At 64.8% G+C, this 16026-nt stretch carries 17 protein-coding genes and 1 tRNA gene; 15 read left to right on the top strand and 3 right to left on the bottom strand.

From position 1 onward, the window contains the following. The first annotated feature begins 50 nt into the window (after window positions 1-50). The 10 genes from A5732_RS25805 to A5732_RS25855 all read left to right on the top strand — a co-directional run bounded on the left by A5732_RS25805 (window position 51) and on the right by A5732_RS25855 (window position 11199). Window positions 51-719: a helix-turn-helix domain-containing protein gene (locus tag A5732_RS25805; RefSeq protein WP_076103715.1), complete on the top strand. Its 669-nt coding sequence runs from the start codon at window positions 51-53 to the stop codon at window positions 717-719. A 456-nt stretch (window positions 720-1175) separates the two neighbouring features. After that, window positions 1176-1829, top strand: coding sequence for a helix-turn-helix domain-containing protein (locus tag A5732_RS25810; protein ID WP_171975107.1), 654 nt, complete (start codon window positions 1176-1178; stop codon window positions 1827-1829). 97 nt (window positions 1830-1926) lie between these two features. After that, a complete protein-coding gene (locus A5732_RS25815; RefSeq protein ID WP_076103719.1) occupies window positions 1927-2376 on the top strand; it encodes a nitroreductase family deazaflavin-dependent oxidoreductase in 450 nt (149 codons plus the stop codon). Window positions 2377-2553: 177 nt separating this feature from the next. Further along, on the top strand, window positions 2554-4302 hold the full coding sequence (locus tag A5732_RS25820; RefSeq protein WP_081389456.1) for a thiamine pyrophosphate-dependent enzyme: 1749 nt from the start codon (window positions 2554-2556) through the stop codon (window positions 4300-4302). 7 nt (window positions 4303-4309) lie between these two features. Then, entirely contained in the window at window positions 4310-5656 is a 1347-nt protein-coding gene (locus tag A5732_RS25825) for an FAD-dependent oxidoreductase (RefSeq protein WP_076103722.1), read from the top strand. Between the two features lie 10 nt (window positions 5657-5666). Beyond that, on the top strand, window positions 5667-6617 hold the full coding sequence (locus tag A5732_RS25830) for a VOC family protein (RefSeq protein WP_065055226.1): 951 nt from the start codon (window positions 5667-5669) through the stop codon (window positions 6615-6617). A gap of 93 nt (window positions 6618-6710) precedes the next feature. Beyond that, window positions 6711-7961, top strand: coding sequence for a cytochrome P450 (locus A5732_RS25835; RefSeq protein ID WP_076103724.1), 1251 nt, complete (start codon window positions 6711-6713; stop codon window positions 7959-7961). Between the two features lie 609 nt (window positions 7962-8570). After that, entirely contained in the window at window positions 8571-9611 is a 1041-nt protein-coding gene (locus A5732_RS25845) for an acetylserotonin O-methyltransferase (protein ID WP_253189118.1), read from the top strand. After that, complete coding sequence (locus tag A5732_RS25850) at window positions 9608-10345, top strand: alpha/beta fold hydrolase (RefSeq protein ID WP_253189119.1); 738 nt, start codon at window positions 9608-9610, stop codon at window positions 10343-10345. The genes A5732_RS25845 and A5732_RS25850 overlap by 4 nt, the downstream gene beginning before the upstream one ends. A 155-nt stretch (window positions 10346-10500) precedes the next feature. Further along, window positions 10501-11199 (top strand): helix-turn-helix domain-containing protein, encoded by a 699-nt coding sequence (locus A5732_RS25855; protein ID WP_171975108.1) that lies wholly within the window; start codon window positions 10501-10503, stop codon window positions 11197-11199. Window positions 11200-11210: 11 nt separating this feature from the next. Here A5732_RS25855 and A5732_RS25860 read toward each other — a convergent pair whose 3' ends face one another. Further along, complete coding sequence (locus A5732_RS25860; protein WP_170879924.1) at window positions 11211-12191, bottom strand: GlxA family transcriptional regulator; 981 nt, start codon at window positions 12189-12191, stop codon at window positions 11211-11213. A 100-nt stretch (window positions 12192-12291) separates the two neighbouring features. On the opposite strand from A5732_RS25860, the gene A5732_RS25865 reads away from it, so the two are divergent. The 4 genes from A5732_RS25865 to A5732_RS25880 all read left to right on the top strand — a co-directional run bounded on the left by A5732_RS25865 (window position 12292) and on the right by A5732_RS25880 (window position 14396). Beyond that, window positions 12292-12942 (top strand): HD domain-containing protein, encoded by a 651-nt coding sequence (locus A5732_RS25865; protein WP_065055235.1) that lies wholly within the window; start codon window positions 12292-12294, stop codon window positions 12940-12942. 17 nt (window positions 12943-12959) lie between these two features. Continuing rightward, the gene (locus tag A5732_RS25870; RefSeq protein ID WP_076051116.1) at window positions 12960-13664 is read left to right on the top strand and encodes a nitroreductase family protein; all 705 of its coding nucleotides are present in this window, start codon (window positions 12960-12962) and stop codon (window positions 13662-13664) included. Between the two features lie 42 nt (window positions 13665-13706). Further along, window positions 13707-14243: a cupin domain-containing protein gene (locus tag A5732_RS25875; RefSeq protein ID WP_065125501.1), complete on the top strand. Its 537-nt coding sequence runs from the start codon at window positions 13707-13709 to the stop codon at window positions 14241-14243. A 76-nt stretch (window positions 14244-14319) separates the two neighbouring features. After that, a tRNA-Met gene (locus A5732_RS25880) sits at window positions 14320-14396 on the top strand. Between the two features lie 43 nt (window positions 14397-14439). On the opposite strand, the gene A5732_RS25885 is transcribed toward A5732_RS25880, so the two are convergent. Beyond that, window positions 14440-14928, bottom strand: a complete 489-nt coding sequence (locus A5732_RS25885) for a glutathione peroxidase (RefSeq protein ID WP_076103743.1) — start codon at window positions 14926-14928, stop codon at window positions 14440-14442. 20 nt (window positions 14929-14948) lie between these two features. Next, window positions 14949-15485: a hypothetical protein gene (locus A5732_RS25890; protein ID WP_076103745.1), complete on the bottom strand. Its 537-nt coding sequence runs from the start codon at window positions 15483-15485 to the stop codon at window positions 14949-14951. A gap of 349 nt (window positions 15486-15834) precedes the next feature. Between A5732_RS25890 and A5732_RS25895 the strand changes: the two genes are divergently transcribed. Further along, window positions 15835-16026 (top strand): MlaD family protein (locus A5732_RS25895; protein ID WP_142256680.1); only part of this gene is annotated, 192 nt, incomplete at its 3' end.

Genomic DNA, 16026 nt, shown 5'->3' on the forward strand with positions numbered 1-16026 from the left:
GGGCAACAGCAACCTCAAAGGGGTCGATGGTGGGACGAACGGTGGATCGCGTGGCCGCCAGCGATAGGCCGGTGGGCGCCACGGGCGGCTCGTTTCACAACGACGGTCGCGGGGTCATCGCGAGCGCGTTTGAGCTGCTGGATCTCGTGGCTGCGCTGGAACCGGTGCGGCTGCTCGACCTGGCGAATACGAGCGGGATACCGCGGGAGACGGTGCGACGGCTGCTGCAGCAGTTGATCGCAGTCGGGGCGGTGAGCCGCGAAGGTACCCGCTACCGACTCGGCGCGGGCCTGTTGGGGTTGGGTTCGCGGGTGAGCCCGGAGCGCCGATTGCGGGTGGCCGCCCGTCGACCGATCGCCGAGTTGGCAGCCGCCACTGGGGCTGCGGTTCAGTTGTCTGCGGTGGTCGGTGGTGAGGTGGTGTACCTGGACGCGGTGGACGCTCGGGTTCCGTTCGGAGTGGTCGCCCAACCCGGGGCCCGGGTACCAGCCAGATGCGCAGCTGCGCGAGCCCACACCGAATTGGGCTTCACCGCACCGATAGTGGACGTCGGCGAGGTAATAAGGGGTATGAGCTGTGTCGCGGTAACCATTCCGCTGGGCAACGGCGCTGTGGCAGCCGTGTCGACGCTCGTCCCGCGACCGCGACCGCCGCTCGGACTGCTCGCTGCCACCAGGGCCACCGGTGTCCGTATCGCCGGGCTCCTTCGTACACCGTGAATTGCTATCAGCGAGAAACCCACTGAGTGGGCACGGATTGGCCACTTGTCCCGCGGCTTCTTAACGTCATAGCCGTGGCAGCCACAAATTCGGCAAAGAACGGCGCGGAAGTATTGCTGGCGCAGTGCGAACCCCAACGCGAGCAAGCCCGAATTGTTCGTCGGTGGACTCGAACGCCTGCCGAACCGCCACTCGCTGAAGTGATTTCGGTCCGCAACACAGGTACGTAAAGGGGAGTCGATCCCTCAGCGAAAGCTCGCGGTGCGATTTATTAGATCGCTTTCGCATCCCTTCCGATCCTCGACACCGAAAGGCATACCTTGAACCAAGGGTTGACGTATGTGCTGATTCCGGGCGGCTGGCGTGGGGCCTGGTCAAGGCGACTGGTTGCCAGGCGGCTCCGGGCGGCAAGCAATCGGGCGATCACCTTGACGCTGCCTCGTGTGGGCGATGGCGATGATCCGTCGGGTTGCAAACGGCGCGTTTCATAACGACAGCCGCGGGGTCATCGAGACCGCGTTCGAACTGCTCGATCTCGTGGCTGCGTTGGAACCGGTGCGGCTGCTGGACTTGGCGAATGTGAGCGGGATCCCGCGGGAGACGGTCCGTCGAATGCTGCAGCAATTAATCGCAGTCGGGGCGGTCAGTCGCGACGGTAACCGCTATCGGCTGGGAGCGAGCCTGCTGGGGTTGGGTTCGCGGGTGAGCCCGGAACGTCGATTGCGCGTGGCCGCCCGTCGACCGATCGCCGAGCTGGCAGCCGCCACTGGGGCTGCGGTTCACTTGTCTGCGGTGATCGGTGGTGAGCTGGTGTACCTGGACGTGGTGGACGCTCGGATTCCGGTGGGATTCACAGCCGAACCCGGGGCGCAGGTACCGCCGGGTACGGCGACTGCGCGGGCGTATACCGAATTGGGCCGGGCCGCACCGATAGTGGACGCCGGCGGGGTGCTGGCCGATCTCAGCTGCGTTGCCATAGCGATTCCCCTCGGCGACAACGCGGCGGCAGCCGTGTCGGCGCTCATCGCGGAACGGCGCCCTCCGATCGGATTGCTGGCTGCTACCAGGGCTACCGGCACCCGCATCGTAAGCCTCCTTCGCACACCGTGAAACGGTGACCGGCGAGAAAAACCCAACCAGTGGGCACAGGTTCGTCGCCTGTCGCGTGGCTTCCTAACGTCGTGGGCATGAGAGGTGCAAACTGCTCATGAGCAATATGACCCCGGTGGAGCAACTGGTGCTCCTACCGCTGCTGCGCCTTCATAACATGGTCTATCGGAAGACCAATGGTCGGATCGGCCACCAGATGCCGGGAATGCCGCCCTCTTTGCTGTTACACACCACTGGCGCGAGGACCGGTCAGCAGCGCAGCAATGCACTGACCTACGCGAAGGACGGCGACTCATATCTGGTCGTCGCGTCGTTTGGTGGTAGCGATAATCACCCGGGCTGGTACCACAACCTACGTAACCGGCCGGATTGCGAAATCAATGTGGGGCCACGGCGATTCGCGGTGAACGCACGCAAAGTCACGCCCGGTGACGCCGACTACGTTCGGCTTTGGGAGATCGTCAACAAAAACAACGCGAACCGATACACCGGCTACCAGAGCCGAACGTCGCGGCCCATCCCGGTCATCGCGTTGACCCCCGCCTGAAGGGCTTAGCACAGTTCCTTGGTCATCGGCTCCCATCCGATGGTGACAGGTAGCTGCGGCGATGACCCGGCACCGCCTTCGGTGTGTGGATGTTCGGCGCGCTCCTCGCACAGCACACTAGCCTCAAACCAGAAGCGCCTAACCGTGAGTCGCTGATCAGCTCGAAAAGCTCACTCAGTGGGCGCGGGCTCGCCGTTAACCCCGTCGCTTCTTAGCGTCACAAGTGTGACGCGCGCTCATCCAGCCAAGAATGGCGCAGAAGTACTGCTGGAGCAGTTCGAATCCCAGGGCGTGGACTGCATTTTCGCCTCTCCCATCGCGGTGATGGCGCCGATCTGGGAAGCGCTTGCCCGGCGCGGCAAGGAGATGAGGGTGCGGTACTTCCGTTGTCGCCACGAGCTGTTGGCGGTGAGCCTGGCATCGGGTTACTACAAGGCGACCGGCCGAAGCCAGATCGTCTTCTTGCCGACATCGCTGGGAGTTCAAAACGCATCGATGGCGCTGAGCACGGCGCTGCAGGAGCGCACACCGATCACGGCACTGTCGCCCGACACGCTCAGCTACGGTGATGACCCCGACGGCGATCCTGGTGCCGAATGGCCCTCACTGCTGACCGACCATGCCGGCCCGGCGCGCAACGGCGAGGTCGTCGTCAAGTGGGCGAAGCGAGCGCGCACGCCATCCGATCTCGTTCACGAGCTCCGGCGCGCCCGCTTCATCGCCGAGTCCGTCCCGCTCGGCCCCGCGCTGTTGGAGATACCCTTTCAGCTGTTGATGGGCGAGGGTCACTCTGAGGTCCCGACGTGGGTTCCCCCCGCACCGATTGTCGCGACACCAGAACATATCGACCGGGTGGCCGGAATTCTCGCGCGCGCCACAAACCCGATCATCATCACCGAACACGGCGGGCGCACCGACGCTGACCGCAATGCCCTGATAGGCATCGCCGAGACGCTGTCGGCGCCGGTCTTCGAATTCTGGAATCCCGCCTATCACAACTTTCCCCGGTCGCACCCGCTGTACGGGGCGGGGCCGGTGGAAGCGGTGCTGGGTGAAGCCGACGCCGTTCTGTTGGCCGGCTGCAATGGGCCGTGGCATCCGCCGCAGGCGGTGTTACGGCCAGGATGCGCAGTCATTCACCTCGAGCAAGACCCGCTGCGCCCGCGCGGCGCCTATTGGGGCTACCCCATCACCCACACGATCCCGGGGAATGTGTCGATCAATCTGGTTGCGCTCGCTGCCAATCTACAAACGCGATCGGCTGTTCGGCACGACGCCAACGAGCGGTGGACTCGCTATACGGACGGCGTGCGCGCCAAGGGAATCGAAGAAGCCCGCCAACTAGCGTCGCAGGCAACCGATTTCGTGTGTGCCGCCGACTTGTTCGGCGCCTTGCACGACGCACTTCCCGAGGACGCGATCTGTGTCGATGAGATCACGTCCCAAGTGCCGCAAATGATTCAATTCCTCTACGCGCGCAAAACTTTCGAGCAGTATCGCGGGTGGGCAGGAGCGCTGGGCACCGGCCTGGGCACTGCACTCGGCGTCAAACTCGCGTGCCCGCAACAACTGGTCGTCTGCATCCTCGGTGACGGAGCGTGGCACTACAATCCCGTGTCGGCCGCCCTGGGATTCGCACAGGAATACGGAGTCTCGCTGCTCATCGTGCTGTGCAATAACCGGCAGTACGCATCCCAGAACAGGAATCTCGTTAAGTATTACCCGGATAGCGCGGCCGTCCGCGAACAGAACTTCGTCGGCAACACCATTGAACCAATGCCCGACTACGTGAAGCAGGCCGAAGCGTATGGCGGCATGGGCGAACGCGTTCAGAAATTCGATGAGCTGGCCGTGGCCGTGCAGCGGGCGCTCGAAGCCGTCGCATCAGGGCGGACGTTCTTGCTGGACGTCGTCGTCAACCCGTAGGAGACAAATGAGTACCCCCGCTTTGATATCCGCGGCCGCCGCCGACCTGGCGAGAGCGATCAATGCCACGCAAGTGCGGGTCCCCGGTGATGCGCCGTTGATCTGGAATGCGGCGGCGCAACATCGTCCGGCATTGATCGTGCGACCCGAGTCATCGCTCGACGTGCAGGTAGCCATCCGGGTGGCGCGTGACCGCGGGATTCGGCTCTCGGTGCTCGGGGGTGGCCACGACTGGCTTGGTCGCGCTGTGTGCGACGGCGGTCTGGTGATCGACATGTCCGGGATGCGAAGTGTCACAGTCGATACCACGGTACCGGTCGCAACGGTGGGCGCGGGTGTCACAGCGACTGACTTGACCGACGCGGTCACGCCGTACGGTCTGGTTGCGGCCACCGGCAACTGCGGTGGCGTCGGTATGACCGGCCTGACACTCGGCGGAGGTTACGGACCGCTCAACGGCCGGTTCGGCCTTGCATCGGACAACCTGGTCGGTGCAGAGGTTGTCCTGGCGGACGGTCGAACCGTCGCAGCCGACGCGACTCACGAGCCGGAGCTGTTCTGGGCACTGCGTGGTGGTGGCGGCAACTTCGGGGTTGTCACCTCGATGCGGGTGCGGTTACATCCGCTGGACCGGTTGATCGGCGGAATGATCATGTTTCCGTTGTCACAGGCGGCGACGGTATGGCGTGGGCTAGGTGAGCTGTTGTCGACAGCGCCTGACGAGGTGACCGTGCAAAGCGGACTGATGTCGGGCCCGGACGGCAATCCGGCGGTTTATCTTCAGCCGGCCTGGAGCGGCGATCTATATTGCGGCCTGGCGGCCGCAGATCTGCTCACAACGCTCGGAACTCCGCTGACCACGCAAGTCGCCCCCGTGGCCTACGGTGAAGTGCTGAGTCTGTTCGACGCGGGGTGTGTCCGTGGGCTGTGCTGGGCGGTTCGCACCCGTACGGTCGCGGGGTACACGCCCGCCGTCATCGACGCCCTGGTCGAGGCCGGGCGGACACTGACCTCGCCGCGCAGCCTCATCTCCATCCACCACTGCCATGGCGCATCGACTCGCGTCGCGCCGGACGAGACCGCGTTCGCGAACCGCCGCGCACATTTCGTCGTCGAGATCGTCGCCTGCTGGGAGGACGGGGACGGCGCCATCCACCGCGCCTGGGCAGATGCGTTGTCGGAAGCCCTTGCGCCGCACGCGCTTCCCGGCGGATACGCCAATCTGCTCGGTCCCGACGACCACGATCAGATCGCAAACGCGTACGGCAACAACGGCACACGACTCATCGCCGCCAAAAAACACTATGACCCCGAGGCGGTATTCACCGCCATCCCCCTTCCCAGCGACACTTAGGAGCGATCGAATGTCGTACATCATCGATAGTCACCACATCACCATGTCGGTGAATGGGGCCCAGGAGGACGTTGACTTCCACGTCAAGGTGCTCGGACTGCGGCTGATCAAACGGACGGTGTTGTTCGACGGGACGATCCCGATCTATCACCTGTACTACAGCAACGCTGACGGCGACCCGAGCGCAGTGCTCACCACCTTCCCCTTTGGCCAGGCCGGGATCTACGGCCGACGTGGCACCAACCAGGCCCGTGAGGTATTACTCGCCGTTCCTGCGGGTTCACTGAACTACTGGTCCTCCCGGTTGCACGAGCGCGCGGCGGATGTCCAGGACGCGACCGTGTTTCATCGACGCCGCGTGCTGTTCCGGCATCCGTGCGGCATCGAGTACCAGTTGGTGGAGGTGGACAACGACCCGCGTCGGGGCTACGGCGGCAACGGTGTGCCCGAGGAGTACGCCATCCACGGCATTTACGGTGTTGGTGTACATGTGACGGGGCCGGACACCGCCGTCGAGTTCGCCGCGAATCACCTCGGTGCTCGCGAGGGTGTGACCGAAGGTGACCGGTTTGGGTTGGATGCCGGCAAGTCGGGCCTCGGCGGCGCAGTCGAGCTTGTTGTCAATCGCACAGATGAGCCGGGCACATGGACCTACGGCGCCGGAACCATTCACCACTTCGCCTGGAACGCGGACACTCTCGAGAATCAGAACGACCTGAAACTCGAGATCGAGGGTGCGGGTTACACCGATATGTCCGAACTCCGAGACCGCAAGTACTTCAAGTCGGTCTACGTCAGGTCGCCGGGCGGTGCCCTCTTCGAATTGGCCGTGACACACAACGAGGGCGGCTGGGACTGCGACGAGTCACCGCGGGAGCTGGGCAAGCGATTCCAGCTACCGGAGCAGTTCGAGGCACGGCGCGAGGAGATCCTCGGCCGCCTCGAGCCGATCGGGCTCTGAGATTCGGCGTAGGAGAGAGGAAGGCCGCGCGTCGCCGGCGGCCCATTCGGCCTTCATCTATCGAGTTCTGACAACCCAGAGTGAGGAATTCAAATGAACGCACCCACAATGCATGACGTCACCAAAGTTCTGGCTGACCCGTCGGCGTACACCGACGACGAGCGGCTGCACACGGCGCTAGGGCAGCTGCGGGCAACCAATCCGGTTGCGTGGGTGGACCATCCGCCATATCGGCCGTTTTGGGCGATCACCAAGCACGCGGACATCATGGCAATCGAGCGTGACAACGACCTGTTCATCAGCGCGCCCCGCCCACTACTCACACCCGCCGACGCCGACGATCTGCGCAAGGCACAGCAAGACGCCGGGACCGGCATGCGCACTCTGGTCCAGATGGATGGCCCATACCACCGCAAGGTGCGCGCGATCGGCGCAAACTGGTTCCGCCCCACAGCAATGCGCAACCTGAAGGCGCAGGTGGACCAGCTGGCCAAGTGCTATGTCGACAAGATGCGCGAGATTGGACCTGCGTGCGACTTCGTCACCGACATCGCAGCCGACTTTCCCCTCTACGTCATCTTGTCCTTGCTAGGACTTCCCGAATCGGACTTTCCTCGGATGCAGACACTGACCCAGGAGTTGTTCGGCCGCGATGACGCCGAATACCAGCGGGGCCATGAACCCCAGGCCGTGCTCGCGGTGATGCAGGACTTCCTCGGCTACTTCGCCACGTTGACCGCGTCGCGCCGCCAAAATCCCGCCGGTGACCTCGCCTCAGCCATCGCGAACGGGCGCATCGACGGCGAGCCGCTCTCCGACGTGGACACCGCGTCCTACTACGTGATCATCGCCAGCGCCGGCCATGACACCACTAAGGACGCCATCTCCGGTGGTTTGCACGCGCTCATCCAAAACCCCAGTGAGCTACGGCGATTGAAACAAGACCTCACGCTGATGCCGACGGCGGTCGAGGAGATGATCCGGTGGACCACGCCGGTCAAGGAATTCATGCGCACCGCAACCGCCGACACCACGGTTCGAGGCGTCGACATCGCCGAAGGAGAGGCGGTGTACCTGGCCTACGTGTCCGGAAACCGCGACGAGGAGGTCTTCGACGATCCGTTTCGCTTCGACATCGGCCGCGATCCCAACAAGCATCTGGCCTTCGGGTACGGCGTGCACTTCTGCCTCGGCGCCGCATTGGCGCGGATGGAGATCAGCAGTCTCTACCGCGAACTGCTCCCCAGGCTGGAATCGATCGAGCTCGCCGGCAAGCCCGAATTGGCCGCGACGACACTCGTTGGTGGTCTCAAGCACCTGCCGATCCGCTACTCACTGAAGTGATTTCGGCTCTTCCGATTCTTGACAACGAAAGGCATACCGTGACGCGATTTTCGGAGCAGCACCCACTGCAGCCGTCCCTGGCGACGACAGTACGGCAAGCATGCGTTCACAGCTTTATCGCGATAGTGCTGGTCTTTATGGGCACCATGCTGTGGGCGGCTACTTTCGGCGAACTTCCGACGTCCGCCAAGACTCCCCAACATTGCGTGCAATACGACTTCGAGCCACCGGCTTCGGCCGACCGGCTCGATCGGTGAACAAAGGCATGACCGCAGAGCGAAGTGCGAGAATGGGATTCGGCTCAACGCGCAATCACTATGTGGTGCCGGACTATTCGCAGTCGACCCAATTGGGCCCCGTTGTTCAGGACACCTTACTGCGACAACTTGTCCTCCACGGCCTCCTCACTGTCTTGCTGGTGGCAGCTGTCATCGCGGTGATCTGTTAAGCCTCACCCGGCGTTAGCCGACGAAATCAAACCTAGAGAGAACTTGCCGTGCCTGAATTCGACGAAACCGCAGTCATTTTGGCGGGAAGCGTGGCTGAATGACTGCCCGCGTCCTGACGGCGGGCCCGTCCAGCTTTTATCAACCAGAATGAGGAGGTTAGATGAGCAACTCGGAGACAGCGCCGTTGGACCAACAGGCGTCTTCCCCGGCGAAAGTGATGCAGGGGCTCATACTCGGCGCGTGGGTAGCGCAGACCATTACTGCGGTGGCCGACTTGGGAGTGGCCGATGCGCTCGCCGATAGGCCGTTGCAACTCGATGAACTCGCCAGCAAAGTCGGTGCCGATTCCGACGCGTTGCGCAGGGCTTTGCGAGCACTGATCTGCAAGGGCATTTTCGCTCAAGGCGACGATGGTCGCTATGAGCTGACTCCGCGAGCAGACGTGCTGCGCTCGGACGCCCCGATATCGATGGCGGCCCTGGCGCGGCTGGTGGGCGCACCGCAAGAGCGCGAACATTGGAGCCTGCTCACCCAGGCTATGAGAACGGGCACTTCGCCAGTCCAGGCGTTGCGCGGTAAGCGCTTCTTCGACTACCTGCGCGACGAACCCGAATACAGTGCGATTTTCAATGACGCGATGACGGGCTTGTCGGCGTACGTAGATGGACCGCTCGTCGCGGCATACGACTTCACGCCATTCTCTACCATCGTCGACGTCGCGGGCGGTCATGGCCGTCTACTCGCGGCCATCCTGGCCGCCGCACCGAACACACAGGGCGTGCTGTTCGACCTTCCCGATGTGGTAGCCGAAGCGGCGCCGCTGCTACAGAAGTTGGATGTGGCGCAACGAGTTCGCGTGGTTGCCGGCTCCTTCTTCAGCGATGTTCCCCCGGGAGCCGATGCCTATGTGCTCAAGCACATTGTGCATGACTGGTCCGATGACGCGGCACTGCAAATCCTGCGGAATGTGAGACGGGCTGCACCCACTGGCGCGGCCCTACTGCTCGTCGAGACGGTAATCCCCGCAGACAGTGGTGAATCCATCGCCAAGATCGCTGACATCGAGATGCTGCTATTCAACGATGGACGTAAACGCACCGCCAAGGAGTATCAGCGGCTTCTGGATCAAGCCGGCTTCGAGATGACTCATGTCTTCGATACCGAAACGGACTTCAGCCTGATCGAGGCACGCGCCAGATGACTCTCGACGGCAGCGTGGCGCCGAACGCGCAAGGGCTGACATATGTGCTGATTCCGGGTGGCTGGCATGGGGCCTGGTGCTGGCGACCGGTTGCCAATCGGCTTCGCGCGGCGAGCCATCGGGCGATCACGCTGACGCTGCCCGGTCTGGGCGACGGCGATGATCCGTCGGGTTACAAGCTCAGGGACGCGGTCGATTACATCGTCGACGAAGTGCGCCGGCTCGAGCTCGACAACGTGATCCTCGTCGCGCACAGCTGGGGCGGCTACCCCGCCACTGGCGCCGCTCACCTTCTAGGCGACCGGGTCACCAAGATCGTCTACTACAACGCATTCGTGCCGGTTCGGGTCAGGTCCCTCGTCGATGAGACCCCACCAGACACACGCGAAGTGATGCTGCGGTTGATCGACGGATCGCCTTTCGGCGCCATTGCGCCGAGCCTGGAATACGTCGAGCAGCTGTTAATGCAAGGTGTTGCACCAGAGCTGCAGCGGTTGGTGGCCGATCTGATGACCTCGCAGCCCGGCGGTTACTTCCTTGGCGCTCTCGACATCGACGCGGCGAGTCTCGGTATTCCCACGGCCTACGTCACCGGCGACAGCGATCAGGCGATGCCGCAACCGGGACCCGAATTCGCCGCCCGGCTCGGTGTACAACCCATCGTCGTTCCGGGGACGCACAACGGCATGCTGACCCACCCCGACGACGTGGCCAACGCGATCCTCGCGGCGTGACCGGGCCGATGGGGTAGGCCGGGCCTGGATCCGTTGATCGGGCGCCTGATCAGGAGTGCCGTTTCTCGGCAGTGGGCATAGATCGCACGTGTTTGCGCGTTGAACTCGGCGATGTCGTGACGCTGGTGCGGGCATCGGAGCATAAGGGGTCGACGGTGGACCAGGCTGAGTTGGATCGATTGACCGCGGGCGCGACGGTTGGCTCCTTTCGCAACGACGGTCGCGGCGTCATCGCGAGCGCATTTGAGCTGCTAGATCACGTGGCTGCGTTGGAACCGGTGCGGCTGCTCGACCTGGCGACTGCGACCGGGATCCCGCGGGAGACGGTGCGTCGACTACTGCAGCAGTTGATCGCGGTTGGGGCGGTCAGCCGCCAAGGCACCCGCTATCGGCTCGGCGCGAGCCTGCTGGGGTTGGGGTCGCGGGTGAGCCCGGAGCGTCGATTGCGGGTGGCCGCCAGCCGGCCCATCGCCGAACTCGCTGCCGCCACCGGGGCCGCGGTTCAGTTGTCCGCAGTGATCGGCGGTGATGCGGTTTACCTGGACGCGGTGGACGGTCGGGGTCCGGTCGGATTCCTCGTTGAACCCGGAGCTCGGGTGCCGCCCCAATGTGTGTCCTGGGGGGCGTATAAGGCGTTGGGCGGCGGGGCACCGATAGTGGATGCCGGTGGAGTGGTGGCGGGCGTGAGTTGTGTCGCGGTAGCGATTCCGCTGGGTGGCAATGCGGCGGCAGCGGTGTCGGTGCTTGTCCCGGGGCCGCACCCTCCGGTTGGGCTGTTAGCCGCCACCAGGGCAACCGGTGCCCGCATCGCCAGGCTCCTTCGCGCACCGCGAATTGGTGATCAGCCGGACTGAAACACCAGCCTTCAGGCGTAGGCCGTTCGGAACCTGTCCCGATAGGCCTTTGGGCTGATGCCCAGGTGATTGACGAATACCCGTCGCAGCGTTTCGATGCTGCCGAAGCCGGCCATGCCCGCGGTCTCGGTGACCGTCCGGCCGGATTCCAGCGCATTGCGGGCGAAATCGATCCGAACAAGTTCGACGTAGCGCGCCGGGGTCATCCCGAGCTCGGATTGAAATAGCCGGGTCAGCTGACGGGTGCTCAAAGAGGCTAGGGCCGCAAGCTTTTTCACGCTGTAGTCAGCACCCGGATCGGCCGCGATCGCATCGGTGACCGGGCGCAGCGGCGACTGCGGCGGGGGATCGGCCTCGAGCAGCACCGAGAATTGTGATTGGCCGCCCGCGCGTTTGAGGTAGACGACCAGCCATCGGGCCACGTCGCGGACCAGTTCCGTCCCGTAATCCATTTCGACCAACGCCAGCGCCAGGTCGATGCCCGACGAGATGCCTGCGGAGGTGAAGATGTCGCCGTCGCGGACGAAGATCGCGTCCGGCTCGACCGTGACATCGGGGAACGCCCGGCCCAGCAGCCGGGTGTCGTGCCAGTGGGTGGTGGCGCGCCGGCCGCTGAGCACGCCGGCCTGCGCGAGGATGAACGACCCCGTGCAGATGGACGCCAGACGACGGGTCCGTGTTGACACCGATCGGACGGCCTCGACCAGGGCGGGTTCGATGGGTCGCCCCGGCAGGTCGTCGCTGCCCGCGACCATGACGGTATCGGCGGACTCGATCGCCGAAATGCTGTCGGTCACGCCCAATCGGGCGCCGATCGAGCTGGTCACATCGCACCCGTCCACCGACGCGATCTTGAGCCGGTAGTCGGCGCCGAAGCGGTTGGCCTCGGCGAACACTTCACCCGCCCCTGCGACGTCCAACAGCGTCACCCCGTCGAAAACGACGATCACCACCACCCGCGAACGCGCTCCGGCTGCAGCCACGCAACCCATTCTGTCGCTTTCTGAGGACTTGACGGCCCGAACGGCCGGGGTCGATTCGTCCGCGCCGCCGCACACTCATACCAACAGTCACTTGGAGGGAGACGAGAACATGACCACCAGCTCAATCGACACCATCGCCGGCATCCACGTGCCCGACACGGCGCTGGCGCGTGAGGCCACCGAGTTCATCCGCGACACCGAGGACGAGTTGCTGTTCAACCATTCCCGGCGGGTGTTCTTCTTCGGCGCGCTGCAGGGTGTGCGCCGGGGGCTGAAGCCGGATGCGGAGCTGCTCTACGTGGGTGCGATGTTCCACGACCTCGGCCTGACCGAGCGCTACCGCGGCTCCGCCGTCCGCTTCGAGGTCGACGGCGCCGACGCCGCACGGGACTTCCTGACCTCCCACGGCGTCGACGAGTCCGACGCGGCCAAGGTGTGGCTCGGCATCGCCCTGCACACCACCCCCGGCGTGCCCGAGTTCATGGCTCCCGAGGTGGCGCTGCTGCAGGCCGGTGTGGAAGTCGACGTGGTCGGCGTCGGGCGCGAGCAGTTGGCTCCCGAGGCGCTGGCCGCGGTGACCGCCGCCCACCCACGCCCACAGTTCAAGCAGCGCATCCTGGCGGCGTTCAACGACGGCATGAAGCACCGGCCGCGGACCACCGACGGCACCATGAACGCCGACGTGCTGGCGCACTTCGATCCGGCCTTCAAGCGCGTCGACTTCGTCGACCACATCCTCAACAACAGCTGGCCCGAGTAACGGAAGGGAGCAGAACAATGGACATCTACGAAGGCCTCTACACCACCAGGATGATGCGGCGGTTGCGGCCGGATCCGATCCCGCTGGACACGCAGGCCCGCATCCTCGATGCGGCGGTCCGCGCCCCCAACGGGGGCAACACCCAGCGCTGGCACTTCGTGGCCGTTGACGATCCGGAACTCATCCGCAAGTTCGCCAAACTGTTCCGCAAGGCCCGCGCCCTCGAATACGAAAAGTTCAGCACGGGAACAGGGCCGATGGTGGCGACGGCGCCCGGTGCGGACCCGGCCGCTCACGCCGCAACCATGCGCCGAATGAAAGGCTCGGGCGATTACCTCGCCGACCATTTCGAAGAGATCCCCCTGTTGCTCTTCGTCTTCGCCATCGACGACCTCGGCGGCGCCAACATCTACCCGGCGATCTGGAGTGCGTTGCTCGCCGCCCGTGCCGAGGGCGTCGGTGGCGTCATGACGATGGTGCTCCGCAATTTCGAGGACGAGGTGAACGAGTTATTGGGCGTTCCGGCCGAGCAGGGCTGGAAGATGTCGGCCATGCTCACCCTGGGTTATCCGTTGGGCAGGTGGGGCGTTGCCGCGAATCGCCATCCGGTACACGATGTTTCGTCCCGCAACGGCTGGAGCAAGCCGTTCGGCGTGGAAGTGCCGCAACCACTGTGGCCCCCGCACGACGACATGACGCCGGGACTGGCCGCGGCGGGATGAATAGGCCTTGCGTGCGGCCGATTTGCGAGGAAGGTATGGGACATGAGTGGTCAAGACCCGATCGGCGTCACGGTAGTTCAGCCGGGGGAGGGCGACGTCGTCACCCTCCCGGGCTTCGGAGCCGTCTTCAAAATTTCCGGCAAGACCAACGGCGGCGAGGTGTCCATCGTCGAGCACCCGTTCGCCGTCGGCCTGCTCACCGCGGCGCACCGGCACACCCGGGAGGACGAGCATTCGATCGTGCTGGCCGGCGAGATCGGCTTCCGCTCCGACGACAGTGAAGTGGTCCTGGGTCCCGGTGGCTACATCACCAAGCCGCGCGGGCAGATGCACGCGATGTGGAACGCAGGCAGCGAGCCGGGCCGCATCGTCGAGATCATCACCCCGGGCGGATTCGAGAACTACTTCCGCGAATTGGGCGAGCTGCTCGTCGAGCATGCCGACGACCCGGCGGGCACGCCGCTGCACGAGTTGCCCGAGTTCGGCGAGCTCGCCGACAAGTACGGGCTGACGTACGGATCGCCGGAGTGGATGGACGACATCGCGCAGCGGTACGGGCTGAACCCGCCGTCGCACTGACCGAACTGAGCCCTCAGCCCGCTGACAGGGCGATTTGGTCGCCGAGAGACCGGTTCGGTAACCTGGCATTTACCAACGCGGGGTGGAGCAGCTCGGTAGCTCGCTGGGCTCATAACCCAGAGGTCGCAGGTTCGAATCCTGTCCCCGCTACCAGTTAAAGCGGCCCCCGGAGAATCTCCGGGGGCCGCTTTCATGCCTAGCGGGGCAGCACGCCCTCGATGGCGCTGATGACCTCGGGGGCGTCGGGCTCCGTGCGGGGCCGGAACCGCTGCACCACGTCACCGCCCGGGGCGAGCAGGAACTTCTCGAAGTTCCACTGGATGTCTCCGGCCTGGCCGTCCGCATCGGCGGCCTTGGTCAGCTCGGCGTACAGCGGGTGGCGGTCGTCGCCGTTGACGTCGGTCTTCGCCAACAGCGGGAACGTCACCCCGTAGGTCGTCGAGCAGAACTCCTGGATCTCATCGGCCGTGCCCGGTTCCTGGCCCATGAACTGGTTGCAGGGGACGCCGACGACGGTCAGCCCCCGGTCGCGGTAATCCTTGGCCAGCTTCTCCAGCGCGGTGTACTGCGGAGTCAGTCCGCATTTGGAGGCGACGTTCACGACCAGCGTTGCGCCGTCGGACAATTCGGCCAGCGTGGTCGGACGGCCGTCGAGGGTGGTCAGGGCGATGTTTTTGAGGGTCACGCCCACGACGCTAACGCAACTCAGAGCCAGCCGGTGCGGGCGGCGGCGACCGGCTCGGCGGGGGCCGGGGCCAATTCGCCGTTGCGCACGCCGTCGAGCAACCGTTTCACCGCGGCGACGATCTCCGGTGCCGCCGCCGCGAGCCCGGCGGTGTCGGCTTCGCTGACCTCGTCGGCGTCCACGCCGGCGCGGGCCAGGATGGCGGCCGGGTCGGCCAGCTGCTCGGTCAGCCAGGCCAGCGGGTCGGCGGACAGCTCGGGGACGAAGTGCCGGCGACTCGGTTCCCAACCGTTGAACCGCGGGTGGTGGTGGGCCCGGTCCAGCGTTCCGGGCGGGCTATCGGTGGACCCGAAAAGGTCCACCCGCCACACCGGGCGGGTGAAGGCGATCGGGACGCCGGCGTAGATCGAGCCCTGGGGCGCCGCCCGATCGACGAGGCGCAGTTCCAGCCTGACCCCCCGCTCCGGGGTTTCCTGACCCTCGAGCGGGGACGGGTCGATGAAGTACATGTCCCCGACGACCACGCCCAGGGATTCGAATCCGAACGCTGCGAGCATCGCGCCCCTTTCCTCGTCCTTCACGAGCGTAGACCCGGCACCAGAATCAGGCCTCGTCATCACCGATGCGCCGGCGACGTCCGGCGGAATTGTGAATTGCCTCTCTCCAGGCGAGGCGCCCGTCGATTTTGTGAACGGCGGTTCGCACAAGCGAGGCCGCCACGGTACATTGCACTGGTCTTGTGTATGGAGCCCCTGGCAAACGCAGGGGGTGATTCGCCGCGGTCCCCGGAAGGCCGCGGCGCAGACGTGAGGGGCAGTGCCGGTCTTGTCGACACAATCAGGTCCCGGCTCACCCGTACAGATCAACTCGCAACGAACCCCGCCGTTCAAGTTGATCGCCGTCGCCATGGTGGTTGTGTGCGCGCTGATTTTGGCGTTGATATATGGGCAATTCCGGGGGGCCTTCACCGAAAAGACGCAGCTGACCATGATCGCGGCCCGCGCCGGGTTGGTGATGGATCCGGGTTCGAAGGTGACTTATAACGGGGTGGAGATCGGCCGGGTGGGCTCGATTGCGGAGACGGTGCGTGATGGGAAG

The sequence above is a fragment of the Mycobacterium colombiense genome, from assembly GCF_001953985.1.
GTDB classification, from domain to species: domain Bacteria; phylum Actinomycetota; class Actinomycetes; order Mycobacteriales; family Mycobacteriaceae; genus Mycobacterium; species Mycobacterium colombiense_B.